Source organism: Fibrobacterota bacterium (assembly GCA_019509785.1).
GTDB lineage: Bacteria > Fibrobacterota > Fibrobacteria > UBA11236 > UBA11236 > Chersky-265.
In genome coordinates, this window is the sequence record JAEKLQ010000034.1 from 81,553 (window position 1) to 98,719 (window position 17,167).

Here is a 17,167-nt window from a genome sequence, read left to right on the forward strand (position 1 = left end):
ATTTCCCAAAGCGGATTGCATGCCGAAATCGCTCAACCTGGAAGCTTTCACCACCGCCCCTTCCAGGGCATTCCGCTTCCTTTTCTGCCTGACCTTCTCCGCCTACGTGTTCACCGCAAACTGCGCCGAGGAAAAGGAACTCACTTCGGAAGAGCTTTCGGATCTGTCCATCGAGGACCTGTTGAACGTGAGCGTTCACGCGCCGGCGGCGCTGACGAATCTGGATCTTTTCGAAACGCCCGCCTCCTTGACCACCTTAACGGCGGAAGATATCGAACGCACGCCCGCCCGCAACCTGATGGATCTGATCGAAATCTACGTCCCGGGCGCTATCTGGATGACGTCTGAAGAAGGGCCGGTGGTGGGCATCCGGGGGTCGATCACCGGTTGGAACAACAAGTATCTCCTGATCGTCAACGGGAAAGAGCTGAACTCGAAAAGCCTTTACGGTGGGGTATCGGAGTTGGAACTCTGGGATCTCTCCGATATCGAGCAAGTGGACATCATCCGCGGTACGGGGTCGGTCACCTACGGCCCCAGCGCGGTGGCGGGAGTCATCCGCATTACCACCCATGACGCGAAGTCCCGACCGGGATTCCGGGTATCGGCAGGGTACCTGGCGGAATATGGCTCCTCAGGCGCCGGTCTGAGCGCGGGCGGGGCCTCGGAGTTGGCCGACTATTACGTTTACGCGAGCATGCAACGCACAACCGGATCCGTGCCATTGCAATACCTGGGTTCGAACAACAACCAACCAGGCTATGTGGGGCGCGACGTCTTGCGGAACCAGGAACCGCTTGATTATCTGGCCGATTACAAGGATATCCCCCAAGCCAAGATATACGGACAATTGCGGTTCCTCAAAGACTGGAACCTATGGGCCAGGTACACGCAACAAGGCGCCGCTTGGGCCAGTAACGAGACGAAGACCGACTACCAGGGTAAACTGATCAATGCGGAAGGGACCGGGGATAAGCAATTTTCCGGGTCGCTTGATTTCCATAAGGACGCGACCGAAAAGCTGAACGTGCAGGCGCAGGTCGGGACCATGCTGTTCGATGTGGAGCGGCATCTCGATGCTTTGCGCGGCCCCGGCTTGGACGATCCCAAGAATTACCGGTACAACTTTTCCGAATCCGAATACATCTTCGGTGTGAAATTGGATTATCGCCCTCGCCCTTGGTTCGAGACCGCCATCGGCTCGGACATCGCGCGGGAATGGACGGGTCCGGGATGGTGGGACGCGCCCGGCGACTTCCGCACAGGAGGCGATGGGATTATCCTCTCGGGCCCGGATTCGCCAATCATCGGCAAGGAAATGCCGGCCTCCCGGGCGGTTTATGCCGGTACAGGCTGGTCCACCTATACCTATTCGGGATATTTCGAATCCAAATTCGCTCCTGCGTCCCTGCCGACGGCCCTCCTCTCCGCCCGGGTGGATAAGAACACGCAATCCCAATGGCTCTTCTCCCCGCGACTGGCCTTGATTAGCCCGCTGCCCGGGAGGGATCAAACCTTGAAAGCGATCATCCAACGTTCCGAGCACCGGAATGAGTCCGGGGAGTTGTATATCGAGCATAAGAACGGAACCACCCCTTCCTATGAATCGCTGCTTTCCCTGGAGTTGATCCATCAAATGCATTGGCGGAAGCGGTTGGAAACCGCCATATCCTTCTTTTATAACGATGCCGACCTGCTGGTATGGGATCCCGAAGCCGATCGGTCCCTGCCGGATGGGAACCTCAAGACCGCGGGCGGCGAAGCCGAGGCGGAATGGCATCTCGAAGCCGGCCACTTCGGCGTAAGCTATGCCGTAATGGAGATGGTGGATTGGCGCCTCGCCCCCGGGGTGACTTCGAGCGGCATTTCATACTCGCAATACGATCAGACCCTGCACGGTTCCACCCTGGTGCAAACGGGCTACGGCCAATCCCTCAACAATTGGCCCAACCAGTCGATTAAAGCTTTCGCCGAGTTCCCGATATCTACCGCTTTCACCCTCCATGCGGACGGTCAATTATTCTGGGATTACCAGGGCCCGCAGGACGGATTGGCTGCAATCCAAGCCGCTGTCCAAGGGGATTCGATCCAGCCCCAGGTCGATCAGGCCATCTCCCGGATCCGGGAGGAGGGGGTGTACGGCCCTAACTGCAGGATCAACCTGATGGCCGTCTATAAACCCACCGGGAAAATCAACGTCTCCGCATACGTATTGAACCTCCTGGGCACCGCGTCCAATGAACGCTACGCTTTCGACGTGGGCAACGATCGGACTTCGCCCGCGCGCGTTCGTTTCTTCCGCGAAGACCGCGCGCTCGGGTTCAAGGTGGGGCTTTCCCTATGACCGCAGGCCCGGGTATCCTGTTCGTGGACGACGAACCCGCCATCGTCGAAGCATGCGTCTTGGCCGCCAGCCTAGCGGGCTATGAGGTGGAAGGCTTTTCGCGTCCCGGGGAGGCCCTGGATCGGTTCCGCGCCGATCCGCAGGGGTATCGTGCGATCCTGACGGACTATACCATGGCCGAAATGTCCTGCGGCGAGTTTCTGGCGCGGGTACGCGCGATCCGCCGGGATATCCCCGTGTTTCTGTGCACCGGTAACGCCGAGCATGAAATCCAGGAAGCGGCCCGCGCGTTGGACGTAAGCGGGGTGCTTTACAAACCCTTCGATTTCGAGGCGCTGGAAACCTTTCTCCGCGACAATCTTCCTCTGGAAGGATGACATTGGTCGTTCCGGCGTTGCGTTTCTTACCTGTCCGCTTGCTCGCGATCCTGGCGCCATTCTGGCTAGCCGCGCCCGTGCACGCGCAGATAGCCCAGGAATTCGCCATCAAGGCGTCCTTCATCGCCAAGTTCGTCGCATTCGTGAAATGGCCTGCTCCGCGGGAAGGGGCAAGCGGAGCGGATTCCGGGGTATTCCGGGTCGCGGTCTTCGGGGACAACCCTTTTCATGAAGAACTGGAGACGGCCCTCCGGAAGTCGGCGCCCGCCAGCGTTCCGGTCCGGGTGGAGACAGTCCGGGACGTGAGGGATCTCCGCGGCAGCAAGCTGGTTTTCATCGGGGCGGCGGAGAAGGGTTCGGTGGCGAAACTTTCCGCTTGGGCCGAGGCGAACGGGGCCCTGACCATCGGCGATGGAGACGGATTCGCCGGCCAAGGGGTCATCATCAATTTCTATCGCGATGGATCGAAGGTCCGTTTCGAAATCAATCCCGCGGCCGCGGAGCGTTCGGGATTCCAGATCAGTTCTTTGCTCCTTAAAGTCGCCCGCATAGTGGAGGATCGGTGAAAGCCCCCGCCGGCGCGTTCCGTAACGCCTCCATCAAGACTAAGCTTGTCCTGCTCATCCTTTCGGTATGCGCCTCCATCCTGATCCTTTCGGCGGCCTTGGGGCTGGCACGTACCATCCTCGAAGGCCGCCAGCGGCTGCTGAGCGGAGTGGCCATGACGGCTCGGCTCCTGGGCGAGTATTGCGTCGTCCCCCTCTCCTTCGATGACGCCCAGGAAGCCGGCAATATGCTGGAGCGCGTCCAGTCCTTGCCCGGAATCCAAGGCGCGGTCCTCTATGATTCGACAGGGAAGTCGTTCGCGTCATATCCTCGGGGGTCTTCCGCCAAGTTGGACACCCTGCCTTCGGGTGACGAGGACAGTTTCCGATTCCGGCCGGGGTCGCTGGTGTACTACCATAAGGTGCAGTTCCGGAACCAATACCTGGGGACCGTCGTGTTGCACGCCGCTACTGCTCCGCTCAAGCGCGCCGCCGCGCGGGACGCCGCCGCCCTGGGCGTCCTCTTCTTTGCTCTGATCCTGGTTTCCTACATGTTGGCCCTGCGCGCCCAAGGCGCCATTTCCCGTCCCATCCTGCAGCTCGCGGAGGCTTTCCGCCGCGTATCCGACAAGGGGGATCTTTCGCAAAGGGTGGAACGGGAAGGGAGCGACGAGATAGGCATCCTCTATGCCGGTTACAACCATATGCTCGGGCAGTTGCAGGCGCGCCTCGCGGAACGGGAGAAAGCCGAAGCCGAATCCCGCCTGCACCACGAGCAATTGGTCCAGGCCGGCAAGCTGGTCACCCTGGGGACCTTGGTTTCCGGAGTCGCCCATGAAATCAACAACCCGAATACCTACATCATGCTCAACGCTTCCGTAGCGCTCAAGCAGATGAAGGAGATGGAATCCAGATTGAGGGAAGGCGGCGGGGAAGGGCTGGACGCGCAATCCCTGAAACGCTTCATGGGCGTCTTGGAGAACGTCTACCAGGGATCCAAGCGCATCGATTCGATCGTGCGGCGCTTGAAGGACTATTACCGTAAGGATCATGGCCAGGAAAAGGATCCCCTGCAGATAAATGCCGTGGTGGAGAAGGCCGTCGAAATCCTGGATGCCAAGATCCGTAAGTACACCCGCAGCTTCCGGTTCGACCGCGGGGAAAACCTGCCGCGCGTAGCGGGCAATTTCCAGGAGCTCGAGCAAGTGGCCATCAACCTCATCGAGAATGCCTGCCAGGCCTTGTCCGATGGGGAAGGCCAAGTCACGGTTCGGACCTATGCCGACGGCGAAGGCCAGGTGGTCCTCGAAGTGGAGGATACGGGCGTGGGGATTCCGCCCGAGCATGTGGATCGCGTCACCGATCCCTTCTTCACGACCAAACGGGAAGCGGGGGGCACCGGTCTCGGATTGTCCTTGGTTGTCGGCATCCTTGGGAACCACGGCGGCTCCCTTCGGCTTTCCCCGGGCCTTATCCGGGGCACCCGCGCCACCGTCCGGCTGCCCGCCCTCGCCTAAACCGCCGGCCGGCGTCCGCCGGAATCGCCGTCAACGCTGGAGTATTCACCACGGTCCGTGGTGAGGCGCGGCCGTCTTCAAGGATCGGGCCCTGGAAGTAATTCGGCCCCCTTGTGCCGCTTGATTTCCCAAATTCGGCATAGTAATTTTCTAGCCGCTTTTTAAAGCAGCTCTACAAGACTGCCGTTGAAAAAAGTGAAAGGTTGCGCATGATCCATGTCGAGGGCTTAACTAAACGCTATGGCACCGCCTTGGCCATAGACAATATCTCGTTCGACATCAACCAGGGCGAAGTGGTGGGCTTGCTGGGGCCGAACGGCGCCGGCAAAACCACGACCATGAAAATCCTTACCTGTTTCATTTCGGCCACGGCCGGCCGGGCCAGTATCAACGGTTTCGATACCTTCGACGAGCCTCTCAAGGTGAAGGAACAGATCGGATACCTCCCCGAAAGCTGCCCGCTCTACCATGATATGGACGTCGCGACCTACCTGGAGTTCGCGGCCGAGGCGCGCGGGGTGTCGGCGGACAAGCGCAAACGCGCGGTGGAAAAGGCGATTTCCGACTGCGACCTGGGCAAGGTGACCCGGAAACTCATCGGCCATCTCTCCAAGGGCTATCGGCAGCGCGTGGGCCTGGCCCAGGCCCTCATCCATGATCCGTCCGTCCTCATCCTGGATGAGCCTACCTCCGGCCTGGACCCGAACCAGATCCGGGACATCCTGAAGCTGATCGACTCCCTGGGGGTCGAGAAGACCGTCATCCATTCCACCCACATCCTCGGCGAGGTCGAGGCCACCAGCGACCGGGTGCTGATCATCAACAATGGCCATATCGTGGCCCAAGGCACTCCCCAGGAGCTGATGGCCCGCTCTTCGGGGACCACGGTTTTCCTGACCGTCAAAGGGCAGGACGTGCAGGCCGCGCTTGGTTCGGCCCCCTTCGTCAAGAAGGCCGAGCGCCTCGGGGAAGCGGCGAACGGGTTCCAACGTTTGGCCGTCCAGGGCGCCGAAGCCCGCGACGTTTCGTTGGAGGTATTCAAACTGGCTGTCCAAAAGGACTGGCTGGTATCCGAGCTCAGGGCCGAGACCGCCAGCCTCGAGGACGTGTTCGCCAAACTTACGAGGGGCCAAGCATGAAAAACGCGATGACCATCTTCAAAAAAGAATTGCGCAGCTACTTCTCGTCGCCCGTGGGTTACGTATTCATTATCTTCTACCTGCTGGTTTCCAACGCGTTCTTCTTCTTCGTACAGGATTTCTTCAAGCAGGGACAGGACAGCATGCGCGGCTTCTTCGCGGCCATGCCCTGGATTTTCCTGTTCTTCGTCCCGGCCATCTCCATGCGCCTGTGGGCCGAAGAGAAGAAGATGGGCACGGTGGAACTGCTCCTGACCATGCCGCTTAAGGAATGGGAAGTGGTGATGGGAAAGTTCCTGGCCGCCTTCGCGTTCTTAGGGATAGCCTTGCTCTTCACCCTGACGGTCCCCATCTCCCTGGCCTACTTGGGTAAGCCGGATTTCGGCGTCATCGTCGGCTCGTACGTGGGGGCGCTGTTCCTGGGTTCGGCCTATCTGGCCATCGGCCTCTATATCAGCTCGCTTACCGAAAACCAGGTGGTGGCCTTCATCATTTCCCTGGCGGTCATATTCGTGCTGTTGCTCGTCGGCATCGCGCCCGTTTGGCTCAACGCCGTGGGCTCGCTGGTATCCTTCTGCGATTACGTGAGCCTGCTCAGCCACTTCAACAACGTGACCCGGGGCGTCATCGATTCCCGCGACGTGGTGTACTACGCGTCCGTGATCGTCCTGTTCCTCTACCTGAACGTCAAAAACATCGAAGCCAGGAAGTGGAGATAATTGATGGCCACGAATTCCAAGAAACTCAGCTCCCGCGCCAACGCCTACCTCGGCCTGGTCACCCTGGTGGTGATCCTCGCCGTGGTCGGCCTAACGAGCGAGATGTTCTTCCATCGCCGGCTTGACCTCACGCGGGACAAGCAATTCACCCTGAGCCGGGCGTCCTTGAATACCATCCGGTCCCTGCCGGATCTGGTTACCATCAAACTGGTCATGTCCAAGGATCTGCCCACCCAGTTCATCCAAATCCGCACCCATGTCACCGACCTCCTGAGCGAATTCGAGGCCCAGTCAAACGGCAAGATTTCCCTGGTATTCGAGGACCCCGGAGAGAACGAGACCAAGCGCCAGCAGGCGGTTTCGCTGGGCGTGCAGGAAGTCCAGCTGCAGGAGCAGAGCTCCGAGGGCGTGCAGATCAAGAAAGGCTTCTTCGGGCTGGCCATGACCTATGGCGACAAGAAGGAGGTGATCCCGGTTTTGAATAATCTGGAATCCTTCGAATACGATCTAATCGTCAAGCTCAAGAAATTGACCGCTACGGTAAAGACCATCGGCATCATCGAGGGCGGGCAAGGAGCGAAGCTCTCATTGACCTTGCCGGGCCCGCAACCCAAGACCACCACCGGGTTCGACGAGAACTTCCCGACCCTGAAGGAAGAAGCCGAAAAGCTGTACAAACTTGAGAGGTTGGATCCCCTCAACGCGCCTATCTCCGATAACTTGGATTTGGTCCTGGTCGCGGCGCCTGCCCGTTTGACCGACTACGAGAAATTCCGCCTGGACCAATTCCTCATGAAAGGCAAATCGGTCATCTTCCTCAGCCCGGGGGTGGACATGAGCCTAGGGATGGGGATCAACGGAACCGCATCGCATAACAATTACGAGGATCTGCTCACCCATTACGGCCTCTCGGTGAAGAAGGATGTGGTTCTGGAGGATCGTAACTTCCAATACGTTCGCTTCGGCAACTCGTTCTTCCCTTCGCCCTATCCTTATTGGATCGTGGTGCAGGGCGATGGACTCAGCTCCAGCAGTCCTATTACTTCCAAGCTGGGGGCCGTCAGCCTGCCTTGGGCTTCTTCCATCGAGATCGATACCACTCGGAAGGATTCTTCCAAGGTGGAAGTCCTGGCCCGCAGCACCAAGGGCTCTTGGGCCGAGTCCAACAACTTCTTCCTGCTGCCGAGGGACTTGAAGGAATTCCTCCCGGTCAATCAGCATTCCATGCCCCTGGCTGTCCTCAAATCCGGCAAGTTCCACTCCTTTTACGAGAACCGACCGCTGCCTGCGGGGGATAGCACCCAAAAGGTGGATACCGCCGGCTTGCTCAAGGTGGCTAAGAAAGAGGCCCGCATCCTGGTGATCGGCAACGCCCTCTTCGCGACCGACTTCTTCGTCGGCTACACCAACGTCATCGCCAACCTGCATCTCTTGCTTAATAGCTTCGACCAACTGGCCCTGGACCCGGATCTCATCACCATCCGTAGCCGCGAAATCGCCAGCGCGCCCATCCTGGAAGCCAAGAAATCGAAGAAAACGTTCATCCTGCTGCTCAACATGCTGGTCGCCCCCTTGCTGCTCCTGGCCGCCGGCTTTTTCATGGGCATGCGCCGGAAGAAGAAGGAGTCGATGGCATGAAGAGGACCTTGATAATCCTGGTCGCCGCCCTGGCGGTGCTGGGCCTGATCTTGATGAAGAAAAGCAACACGGAGAAGTCCATGCAAAGGGACCGCTTCGTATTGGATAGCGCCTGGAAGGCGAACGTGAATTCCTTCGTCGTCATCAAGAAGCCGGATACCACGCGCTTGGAAAAGAAAGACGGCAAGTGGGCTGTGGCCCCGGGCGGCTTCCCCGTGGACACGGCAAAGATCGCCAAAGCGCTGGGCTACGTATTCAAGTTGCAGGACAAGGAACGGGTATCGGTATCCACCGAGCGCTTGGCGGAGTACGGGTTGGATAGCACCGAGGCCAAGCATGTCGCGGTGAAAGAGCCCTCCGGCAAATCGGCGGACGTCGTGATCGGGAAAACCTCGGGAGCGGATTTCAGCTCGACCTATTGGAAGTGGGAAGGCAAGCCTGAGATCTATCGTAGCCCCGGCAATTTCTCATGGGATATCGGGACCAAGCCGGACGATTGGAAGCAGCGTAAGCTGTTCTCGGCGGTCGCCAAGGACGTCAAGTTCATCGAGGTGAACTGGAAAGACACCATGGGGACGGCCTATGCCTATAAGCTCGAAGCCGTTACGGATTCCACCTGGAAAATGCTGGCCCCGCAGGATAGCAATCGGGTGAAGAACGCGATGGCTTCGGAGATGGCTTCGCGCTTCGCGGAGATGTCCATCGATGAGTTCTACAATCCCAAGGACACCAATCTTGCGAAGGCCAAGATCGACAGTCCCCTTGTTACCGTGAAGATCGGCCTGAAGAACGGCACCTCCCAGGAAATAAAGGCTTCGAAACAGGCGGAAGGGTATGTCTATGCCAGGCATCCGGCGCGGCCGGATACCATCAAGCTCTCCGCGTGGCGCTTGGATACCTTCAAGAAGAAGCCGTTCGAACTCCTGGAAGCCCCGCCCCCTCCGAAAGCGGATAGCGGCAAAAGCGCCGCCTCGGGGCCAGCCGGATCCGCGCCATCCGGCGGCATCAAAATCGAACCCGCGACGCCCGCTTCCGGCGCGGCAAAGGCACCCGCGACCAAAGCGGCAGCCAAACCCGCGGCCCAGGCCCCGTCCCTGCAGGTCAAACCCGCCGCACCGCAGCCTTTGAAGGCCGAGAGCCCCAAACCGGCTTCGAAATAAGTCTTCTTAAGCGACGAACTGCTCCCAATCGAGATCAGCCCCCAAGCGTTCCGGGATAACCTCCCGGAACCAGCCTAAGACTTCCTCCGGGTCCAGCCGCCGCCCGGATGCGCTGGAAAGGCTTGCCAGGAATTCGCCATGGGCCCGCCCGGAGCGGTAGTCCGGCTCCTGGCTAGGGTGCAAGAGATATTCTTCGATTGGCCCCAGGTCCGGAGCGACGAGGATGGATACCAGGTAAAGTGCGAAGTCGCGCGGTAAATACAGGGAAGATCCGGCCACTTTCTTATCCCCGTCGGGAGTCGCGCAAGCCAAGTCCGATATCCCCCGTAAGAAGAGATCGAGGCCGAGCCCGGTCCGCGCGTTCTCTATGATCAGCGACGAGCCCAACGCGAAATAATCCTTGATGGAAAAATCTTTCCGTTTGCGGAACCGCAGGGCCAGGCACAGGCAGCACGGGGTGAGGAGGACGGCCCCGCCTCCGCTGATGCGTTTATGGACGGGAATCCCGTCCCGTAACACTGCGGTTACCTTGAGTTCGCGCTCCGGGGTCTGAGAATTCCCCAGCACGATGGCGGGGCGGGGGGGGACCCAGGCGTCCCAAGGCCGTACGCCACGATCGAGAAGCCGCTCTCCGGTCGCGTCCCCGGAGGCTTTATGGTCCGCATAGAGTAGGGGATGGATGGAATCGGTCATTGCATTCCGTCGGCCGTCATCGCCGATTGGCAGGAGAGCGGCTTGCCGCCGCCTCGGTAAATGGCTTTAACCCGCAGCCGTTTAGATGTGAACCGATTTGCCTTGGCTGTCCATGGCGGCTTCCATCACCGCCTCGGACAGGGTAGGGTGGGCGTGGATCGAATGCATGATTTCCTCATAGGTCGATTCCAGCTTCATCGCCAATCCCAGTTCGGCCAGCATTTCCGTGGCCTCGCTACCGATGATATGGGCGCCCAACAATTCCCCGTATTTGGCGCCGAAGATAAGCTTGACCATGCCCTCGGTATGCCCGATGGCCCGGGCCTTTCCGCTGGCGGAAAAGGGGAAGCGCCCGATCTTGATCGCGATGCCCTTTTCCTTGCAAGCCTTTTCCGTGAGTCCCACCGAAGCCACCTGCGGCTGGCAATAGGTGCACCCGGGAATTTGCCCGTAGTCCAAGCCATGCTTGGCCTGACCCAGGATCTTGGCTACTGCGACTTCGCCTTCGGCCGAGGCCTTGTGGGCCAACAGTTGTTTTCCGGCGCAATCCCCGATGGCGAAAATGCCTTTGACCGAAGTCTCCTGGTAGGCATCTACCTTGATGAATCCGCGCTCGTCGAGCTTCACGCCCACCTGCTCGAGGCCCAGGTCCTTCGTGTTCGGGACCATGCCCACGGCCACTAGCACGCGATCCACGGTCAGGGCGATTTCCTTGCCCGCGGAGTCCGCCAACTTGGCTTCGATCACGCCGGCTTTCGCGAGCTTGACTTCGTTGACCTTGGCGCCGACGTAGCAGTTGATGCCTTGCTTCTTGAATGAAGCCAAAAGGGTCTTCGAGATTTCCTCATCTTCCACGGGAAGCAGCTGGGGCAGCATCTCGACCAGATGCACCTCGGTGCCCAGGGTATTGAAGTAGTAGGCGAATTCCACCCCGATGGCGCCCGCGCCGATCACCAGCAACTTCTTCGGCTGATCCTTCAAATCAAGGGCATGCCGGTAGGTGATGAAATTCGTTCCATCGATGGGATATTGGGGGAACATGCGGGGGGACGCGCCCGTAGCGACGATGACGCTCCCGGCCTGGATGTTCTTGCGTCCGCCCTGCGCATCGCTTACCTCGAGAAGGCCTTTAGCCACAAGCTTCGCGGTTCCCGTGATGACGTCGATCTTGTTCTTCTTCATCAGGAACTGGACGCCGTTGCTGTTCTGCTTGGCCACTTCCCGCGAGCGCGCCATGACCTTGGGATAATCGACGGACACGTCCTTCGCGCTCAACCCGTACTCGGATGCATGCTTCAGGTAATGAGCGACTTCGGCGCTCTTTAGCAGGGCCTTGGTCGGGATGCATCCCCAATTCAAGCAGATGCCCCCCAAATCGGCCTTCTCGACGATAGCCACCTTCTTGCCGGCTTGGGCCCCCTTGATGGCGGCCACGTAACCGCCGGGCCCGCTGCCGATTACCACGATGTCATAAGAAGAATCCAAGGGAGTCTCCGGGAAAGAAGGTTCAGACGGGATTGAAACGATTCCGTTAGAGCATCAGCCAGACGGGATTTTCCAGCAGGGACTTCAATCCGGAAAGGAATTGCGCCGCCAACGCCCCGTCGATAATGCGGTGATCCGAGCTCAAGGTCATCTTCATGACATCGCGTTGCTTCGCCACGCCATTGTCCAGGTACACCTCGGGCTGGATTCCGCCAACGGCCAGGATGGCTGCTTGCGGGGGATTGATGATAGCGGTGAATTCGTCCACGCCGTACATGCCCAGATTGGAAACGGTAAAAGTGCCGCCCTGATATTCATCGGGGGCGAGCTTGCCCGCCTTAGCTTTGGCGACCAGCCCCTTGATCTCGGTCGAGATGAGCCCCAGGCCCTTCTGGTCCGCGTCCCGTACGATGGGGGTAATCAAGCCGCCGTCGATGGATACGGCCACGCAAATGTCGATGTTGGCGTTCTGCCGGATGAAATCGCCCATGTAGGACGAGTTCACTTGGGGGAATTCCCGCAGAGCGAAAGCGGTCGCCTTGACCACGATATCGTTCACGCTCACCTTGTATCCCGGCGCGCGATTCAACTGCGCCCGCAGGCCGTTGATGGCGCCCATGTCCACCTTCATGGTCGCGTAGAACACCGGCATGCTCTGGGTCGATTCCAGCAGGCGTTTGCCGATGGTCTTGCGCATCATGTTGAGAGGCAGGTCCTGCGTCGGCGCGATGGGCGCCAGGGAGCCGTACAACGGACGTTGTACCGGGCCTTCCGTCTTGGCGCCCTTCGCAGGCGGCTTATAATTCTCGACGTCCGCGCGGATGATGCGGCCGTTCGGCCCGCTACCAGCCACTCCGGACAAGGGAATGCCGGCTTCTTCGGCCATACGGCGGGCGAGGGGAGAGGCGAGTACCCTTCCTCCTGCCGAGGGAACGGGTTCCGGAGCAACGGCGACCCGGGGAGCAGGGCCCGGGGTATAGGAGGCGCGCGCGGGTCCGGAACCATTGGACGCCGCTGACGGTGCGGCGGCCGGCGTCGGCGCGGGCTTGGGCCCGGCTTTGGCCGCCAGTTGTTCCTGGTCCTTCTTCAGCGCCTTCTCCAGGTACTGGGTGATATCTTCGTTCTTATCTTCGGTGAGAACCGCTATCAGCTGGTTTACCTTGGCGGGAGAGCCGCCGGGCACCACGATCTTCCGTAGGAAGCCCTCATCCATGCTCTCGTAATCGACGGTGGTCTTGTCCGTCTCCACGCTGCACAGCATCGTGCCGGGCTTGATGAAATCGCCTTCCTTCACCAACCATTTGGCCACGACGCCCTCTTCCATGGTAGGGCTCAAGCTCGGCATCAACATGCTAGTGGGCATTTCGCTTCACTCCTTAAAGCTTAGGCCCGATAGGCCGCTTGTTTGGCCGCCATTACGATCTTCTCGACCGAAGGCAGGGTCGCGGCTTCCAGATTGGCCGCGTAGGGCATGGGGTTCTCGCCTTGGGCGATCCGCTGGATCGGGGCGTCGAGATAGTCGAAGAGATCGCGATAGATGGATTCGGCCACCTGGCTGCCGAGCCCGCAGAAGTAATGGCCTTCTTCGACCACCACCACGCGATTCGTCTTCTTGACCGATGCGGCGATGAGCGGCATATCGAGCGGCTTCAAGGTGCGGGGATCGAGGAGCTCGGCATGGATGCCTTCCTTGGCCAGTTCCTCGGCGGCCGCTTTCGCCAGGCTCATCATCCGGGACCAGGCGATAATGGTCACGTCGGTGCCTTCGCGCTTGATATCCCCTTTGCCGATGGGGACCAGGTTATCGCCGTCCGGGACTTCGCCCTTAAGGCTGTAGGCCAACTCGTTCTCCAGGAAGATGACCGGATCATTGCAACGAATGGCGGATTTGAGCATGCCCTTGGCATCGGCGGGATTGGAAGGGCTCATCACGCGCAGGCCGGGGAAGTGCGCGTATAGCGATTCCACGTTATGGGAATGCTGGGAGGAAACCCGGGGGCCGGCGCCGTTGGGTCCGCGCATCACCATCGGGATATTGAAGAGGCCGCCCGACATGTAATACATCTTGGCGGCATTGCTGATGATCTGATCGAATGCGACGAAGGAGAAATTGAAGCTCATGAACTCGACGACCGGACGCAGGCCCATCATGGCCGCTCCCACCGCCAAACCGGTGAACCCGGTCTCCGAAATAGGGGTATCGATCACGCGCTTGGGCCCGAAATGGTCCAGCAGACCCTTGGTGACCTTGTAGGCCCCGTTGTACTCGGCCACTTCTTCGCCAAGGATGAAGACCTTCTCATCCCGGATCATCTCTTCTTTAAGGGCCTGATTAATGGCCTCTTTCATTTCCATAACGGCCATCAGGGATTCCCCGCTTCGTCCATGTAAACGTGCTGCGTCAATTCTTCGATTGGGGGTTCGGGGCTTTCGTCGGCGAAATCCACGGCTTCCTGGACTTGCGACTTGATCTTCTTTTGCAGGTTCTTGAACTCGTCCTCGCTCAGCCCTTTGGACTCGATCAGACCGCGGCTGATGACCTGGATCGGATCCTTGGCCTTCCAGCTATCCACCTCGTCCTTGGTACGGTACAGGCCCGCGTCGGAAACCGAATGCCCGAAATAGCGATAGGTCTTCATGTGGATCAGGACCGGCCGGCGCGTCGCCCGGACTTCCTTGATGATCTCGCCCATGCGGTCATGCACTTCGTGGAGGTCCATGCCGTTGAGGGTGTAGCCTTTGATCCCGTACGCCTCGGCCTTGGAGGCGATATCGGTATTGGCGATGGCGCGGGTGCAGGCGGTACCCATTCCGTACTGATTGTCTTCGCAGATGAAGATGGCCGGCAGATCCCAAAGGGCGGCGAGGTTCATGGACTCGTGCAAGGTCCCCTGGACCGTGGCTCCGTCGCCGAAGAAGATCATGCTGACCGCGTTGTCTTCATCGTAATTGCTCTTGAAGGCCGCGCCGATGCCGACGCCGAATTGGCCGCCCACGATGCCGTGCCCGCCCAGGAAGTTATGCTCCTTGGAGAAGAAGTGCATCGATCCCCCCTTGCCGCGGGCGCAGCCCGTGATCCGGCCGAAGAGTTCGGCCATGCCGGCTTTGGGATTGCCGCCCAGGGCCAGATAAAGGCCGTGGCAGCGGTAGGTCGTAACGACGGAATCCTGGGGGAGCTTATGGGCGAGGGTGCCTACTCCGACCGCTTCCTGCCCGATGTAGGTGTGCAGGAAGCCGGCGATTTTCTTCTGCTGGTAGGCTTTGATGCTGGCTTCCTCGAAATGGCGGATGACCAGCATCTTCTCCAGCATTTCGACCAGTTTTTCCTTGGTCAGGGACGATACCTCATTCTTGGTGCTTGCCATGTTTCTCCGGCTGGCTTGAAACCCAAAGGATAGGGAAGGGCGATTGTCCGACGCCATCCAATATTTCTTCTAAAGATCGGCTCAGGTGAGGTAATTTAGTAAAAACGGAGCCCTTTCTGGTCCCGTTCGCGAGAAGCGGGTTGCTGATCCCCCTTGGAATCCGCGGATTTGCATTCGCGTTGATATTTTTCTCCCACCCAAGAAACGCTATCCCTCCAAGAAGGAAGAAAAAGCATGCTAGACGTCCCCGAAACCGCCGTCGCCGTGGGCAAAATCCCCTCCGGATTGTTCATCGTCACCGCCGCTAACGGCGACCGGAAAGAGGGCTATCTTGGCTCATGGATCCAGCAGGCCTCCTTCACCCCGTTGCTGCTGAACCTGGCCATCCGGCCGGGCCGTCCATGCTACGACCTTATCCATGCCACCCGGCGCCTATGCATCAACATCGTAGGCCATAAGAACGGCGGCTTGATGAAACCTTTCTGGAGTCCCGAGAGCGGAACGGATCCCTTCGCAGGCCTGGAATGGTCGCAGAGCGAACTCGGTAATATCGTACTTGGCTCGGCCATGGCCGCTTTAGAATGCGAGCTACGCTCATCGGCTACCCCGGGCGATCACGAAATCCTCTTCGTGGAAGTCGTTGCCGGCCGGGTATTGCAGCCGGACGATAAGCCGCTACACCATGTCCGGAAATCCGGCCTCGGGTATTGAGGTCTTCGCTTTGGGGAGAGACGCATTCCAAGGTGAGCGGATTAAGTAGCCCTTCGTCGGGTAGCCCCTATAGATAGGTCGGGGCGGTCAAGACGAACCGTTTTTCCGTGGTGATGGCCTCGGCCCGCAAGTAAGCCACGCCACCTGGCGGCGATATTTTCTCCCGTACTTGCATTGGCCCCGCTGCATCCCAACTCCAGGTCTTGACGGCTATTTCCTTGGCTTCCCCTCTGCGGCCCGCCCATACCGTGATTCTTGAAAACGGTCCGTAGTCGCGGGTTGTGCGCGCATCCACCTCGAAGGCATCTGACCCGAGATCCAGATCGAGGAAAGGCCCATCGGTGCAGCACAATCGCCCGCCGGCCAAGCCGGATTGGATTCCGGCGACCGTACGCTCCTTCGCCCGTACCACCGTCCGCACATGGCCATAGAGGTGGTTATGATTCTGGTACAATGAGAAGAGAGGCGTCTTAACCCCGATGCAGCGATTCAAATCGCCATGGGCATCATTGGACCCGATGGGGGAGATCCTTTCTCCCGCCAGCAGCCGGCCAATCCAGAACTCCCGTCCTTCGGCATAATCGGAACCCCGATGCCCGTTCCAGAATTGGAGCCCGTCAACTCCGCGTGGCGATCCCGCTGGACGCAGATCCTTCGTATGCCACATACCCCGACGGAAGACGAAGCGCTCGAGGCCGCCGATGCGGCTGCGCGGATGTGCGGCGAAACAGGGAACTCCCTGCGCCCGTTCCAACACTTCGGCAATGCGTAAATCAGGCTCATTCTGAAGCCAACGGCGCCCGCCATCACCCAAGCCCGGAAGGAATTCCTGGTGCCCTGCCACCAGCAGATGCACGTTCTCACCCAGATGGTTCCCGCAGGACACCTCTTCGCCGGGAATGACAAGGGTTGCCTGGGGATGGGCGGTATTGAGCGATTGGGCCTCCCTACGGTACTCTTGGAAATTGGCTTCCGGCTCCACTCGTTGCATGTAGCGCCGGCGGTCGTAGTAGAAGTCGTAGGAATGATCGGTGCAAACCACGTAGCCCAACCCCAAGGCGGTCCCCGCCTCTTGCAAGACTCGCAGCGGCGCACCGTACTCGACCGGATCGTTGGAATAATCCGAATGGCAATGCAACTCGCCCGCATGCCAATCCTCGGGATAGGGGAGGGCGGCGGATAGGAATTGGATACGAAGCGGGGAAGGGGCGATGCCCGGGAAATTGGCGTTCAGGAAAGAGCGCTTGCGCCCCTTAGCATCTTCGGCCTGGATGCGGAAATTGAGGCTGACTGACTTGCCTAGACCGGTAAAATCCAAGGGTAGGGGATGGAAAATGAGATTCTCAGTAGGATGAATATCCACGGGGATCGTGTGTTTGCGGATACCGGTTTCATCTTGGATGGCGGCTTCGATAGCCCGGATCCGCACCGGAAAAAAATCGGCGTCCTTAACGACCAGGTAAAAGACGGGGTT

15 protein-coding genes are annotated in these 17,167 nt (G+C 59.5%); 9 read left to right on the forward strand and 6 right to left on the reverse strand.

Annotated features, from left to right (window positions below):
- Positions 1-19 precede the first annotated feature (19 nt).
- The 8 genes from JF616_09385 to JF616_09420 all read left to right on the forward strand — a co-directional run bounded on the left by JF616_09385 (position 20) and on the right by JF616_09420 (position 9,439).
- Complete coding sequence (locus tag JF616_09385) at positions 20-2,344, forward strand: TonB-dependent receptor plug domain-containing protein (GenBank protein ID MBW8887954.1); 2,325 nt, start codon at positions 20-22, stop codon at positions 2,342-2,344.
- Positions 2,341-2,721: a response regulator gene (locus tag JF616_09390; GenBank protein MBW8887955.1), complete on the forward strand. Its 381-nt coding sequence runs from the start codon at positions 2,341-2,343 to the stop codon at positions 2,719-2,721. The genes JF616_09385 and JF616_09390 overlap by 4 nt, the downstream gene beginning before the upstream one ends.
- Positions 2,718-3,287, forward strand: coding sequence for a YfiR family protein (locus JF616_09395; GenBank protein MBW8887956.1), 570 nt, complete (start codon positions 2,718-2,720; stop codon positions 3,285-3,287). Before JF616_09390 ends, JF616_09395 begins: the two co-directional genes overlap by 4 nt.
- Positions 3,284-4,783: a HAMP domain-containing protein gene (locus tag JF616_09400; GenBank protein MBW8887957.1), complete on the forward strand. Its 1,500-nt coding sequence runs from the start codon at positions 3,284-3,286 to the stop codon at positions 4,781-4,783. Before JF616_09395 ends, JF616_09400 begins: the two co-directional genes overlap by 4 nt.
- 209 nt (positions 4,784-4,992) lie before the next feature.
- Positions 4,993-5,922 (forward strand): ATP-binding cassette domain-containing protein, encoded by a 930-nt coding sequence (locus tag JF616_09405; GenBank protein MBW8887958.1) that lies wholly within the window; start codon positions 4,993-4,995, stop codon positions 5,920-5,922.
- On the forward strand, positions 5,919-6,641 hold the full coding sequence (locus JF616_09410) for an ABC transporter permease subunit (GenBank protein MBW8887959.1): 723 nt from the start codon (positions 5,919-5,921) through the stop codon (positions 6,639-6,641). Before JF616_09405 ends, JF616_09410 begins: the two co-directional genes overlap by 4 nt.
- Positions 6,642-6,644: 3 nt before the next feature.
- On the forward strand, positions 6,645-8,279 hold the full coding sequence (locus JF616_09415) for a GldG family protein (GenBank protein MBW8887960.1): 1,635 nt from the start codon (positions 6,645-6,647) through the stop codon (positions 8,277-8,279).
- Positions 8,276-9,439, forward strand: a complete 1,164-nt coding sequence (locus tag JF616_09420; protein MBW8887961.1) for a DUF4340 domain-containing protein — start codon at positions 8,276-8,278, stop codon at positions 9,437-9,439. Before JF616_09415 ends, JF616_09420 begins: the two co-directional genes overlap by 4 nt.
- Before the next feature lie 6 nt (positions 9,440-9,445).
- Here the strand turns inward: JF616_09420 and JF616_09425 are convergent, their stop codons facing one another.
- From JF616_09425 to pdhA, 5 genes are all read right to left on the reverse strand, one after another.
- Positions 9,446-10,132 carry a hypothetical protein gene (locus JF616_09425; protein MBW8887962.1) on the reverse strand — a complete coding sequence of 229 codons (687 nt, stop codon included), beginning with the start codon at positions 10,130-10,132 and terminating at the stop codon, positions 9,446-9,448.
- A gap of 81 nt (positions 10,133-10,213) precedes the next feature.
- On the reverse strand, positions 10,214-11,617 hold the full coding sequence (lpdA, locus tag JF616_09430) for a dihydrolipoyl dehydrogenase (protein ID MBW8887963.1): 1,404 nt from the start codon (positions 11,615-11,617) through the stop codon (positions 10,214-10,216).
- 46 nt (positions 11,618-11,663) lie between these two features.
- Positions 11,664-12,980 carry a pyruvate dehydrogenase complex dihydrolipoamide acetyltransferase gene (locus tag JF616_09435; GenBank protein MBW8887964.1) on the reverse strand — a complete coding sequence of 439 codons (1,317 nt, stop codon included), beginning with the start codon at positions 12,978-12,980 and terminating at the stop codon, positions 11,664-11,666.
- A gap of 20 nt (positions 12,981-13,000) precedes the next feature.
- A complete protein-coding gene (locus tag JF616_09440; protein ID MBW8887965.1) occupies positions 13,001-13,981 on the reverse strand; it encodes a pyruvate dehydrogenase complex E1 component subunit beta in 981 nt (326 codons plus the stop codon).
- Complete coding sequence (gene pdhA, locus JF616_09445; GenBank protein ID MBW8887966.1) at positions 13,981-14,982, reverse strand: pyruvate dehydrogenase (acetyl-transferring) E1 component subunit alpha; 1,002 nt, start codon at positions 14,980-14,982, stop codon at positions 13,981-13,983. The genes JF616_09440 and pdhA overlap by 1 nt, the downstream gene beginning before the upstream one ends.
- Before the next feature lie 234 nt (positions 14,983-15,216).
- Between pdhA and JF616_09450 the strand changes: the two genes are divergently transcribed.
- The gene (locus JF616_09450) at positions 15,217-15,693 is read left to right on the forward strand and encodes a flavin reductase family protein (GenBank protein MBW8887967.1); all 477 of its coding nucleotides are present in this window, start codon (positions 15,217-15,219) and stop codon (positions 15,691-15,693) included.
- Between the two features lie 67 nt (positions 15,694-15,760).
- Here the strand turns inward: JF616_09450 and JF616_09455 are convergent, their stop codons facing one another.
- Positions 15,761-17,056, reverse strand: a complete 1,296-nt coding sequence (locus JF616_09455) for a hypothetical protein (GenBank protein MBW8887968.1) — start codon at positions 17,054-17,056, stop codon at positions 15,761-15,763.
- Positions 17,057-17,167: the final 111 nt, after the last annotated feature.

Coding starts and splice junctions, on each gene's coding strand:
- JF616_09440 (MBW8887965.1), bottom strand. CDS start 13,981: ATGGCCGTTATGGAAATGAAAGAGGCCATTAATCAGGCCCTTAAAGAA.
- JF616_09435 (MBW8887964.1), bottom strand. CDS start 12,980: ATGCCCACTAGCATGTTGATGCCGAGCTTGAGCCCTACCATGGAAGAG.
- JF616_09395 (MBW8887956.1), top strand. CDS start 2,718: ATGACATTGGTCGTTCCGGCGTTGCGTTTCTTACCTGTCCGCTTGCTC.
- JF616_09425 (MBW8887962.1), bottom strand. CDS start 10,132: ATGACCGATTCCATCCATCCCCTACTCTATGCGGACCATAAAGCCTCC.
- JF616_09415 (MBW8887960.1), top strand. CDS start 6,645: ATGGCCACGAATTCCAAGAAACTCAGCTCCCGCGCCAACGCCTACCTC.
- JF616_09405 (MBW8887958.1), top strand. CDS start 4,993: ATGATCCATGTCGAGGGCTTAACTAAACGCTATGGCACCGCCTTGGCC.
- JF616_09385 (MBW8887954.1), top strand. CDS start 20: ATGCCGAAATCGCTCAACCTGGAAGCTTTCACCACCGCCCCTTCCAGG.
- JF616_09410 (MBW8887959.1), top strand. CDS start 5,919: ATGAAAAACGCGATGACCATCTTCAAAAAAGAATTGCGCAGCTACTTC.
- JF616_09390 (MBW8887955.1), top strand. CDS start 2,341: ATGACCGCAGGCCCGGGTATCCTGTTCGTGGACGACGAACCCGCCATC.
- pdhA (MBW8887966.1), bottom strand. CDS start 14,982: ATGGCAAGCACCAAGAATGAGGTATCGTCCCTGACCAAGGAAAAACTG.
- JF616_09450 (MBW8887967.1), top strand. CDS start 15,217: ATGCTAGACGTCCCCGAAACCGCCGTCGCCGTGGGCAAAATCCCCTCC.
- JF616_09420 (MBW8887961.1), top strand. CDS start 8,276: ATGAAGAGGACCTTGATAATCCTGGTCGCCGCCCTGGCGGTGCTGGGC.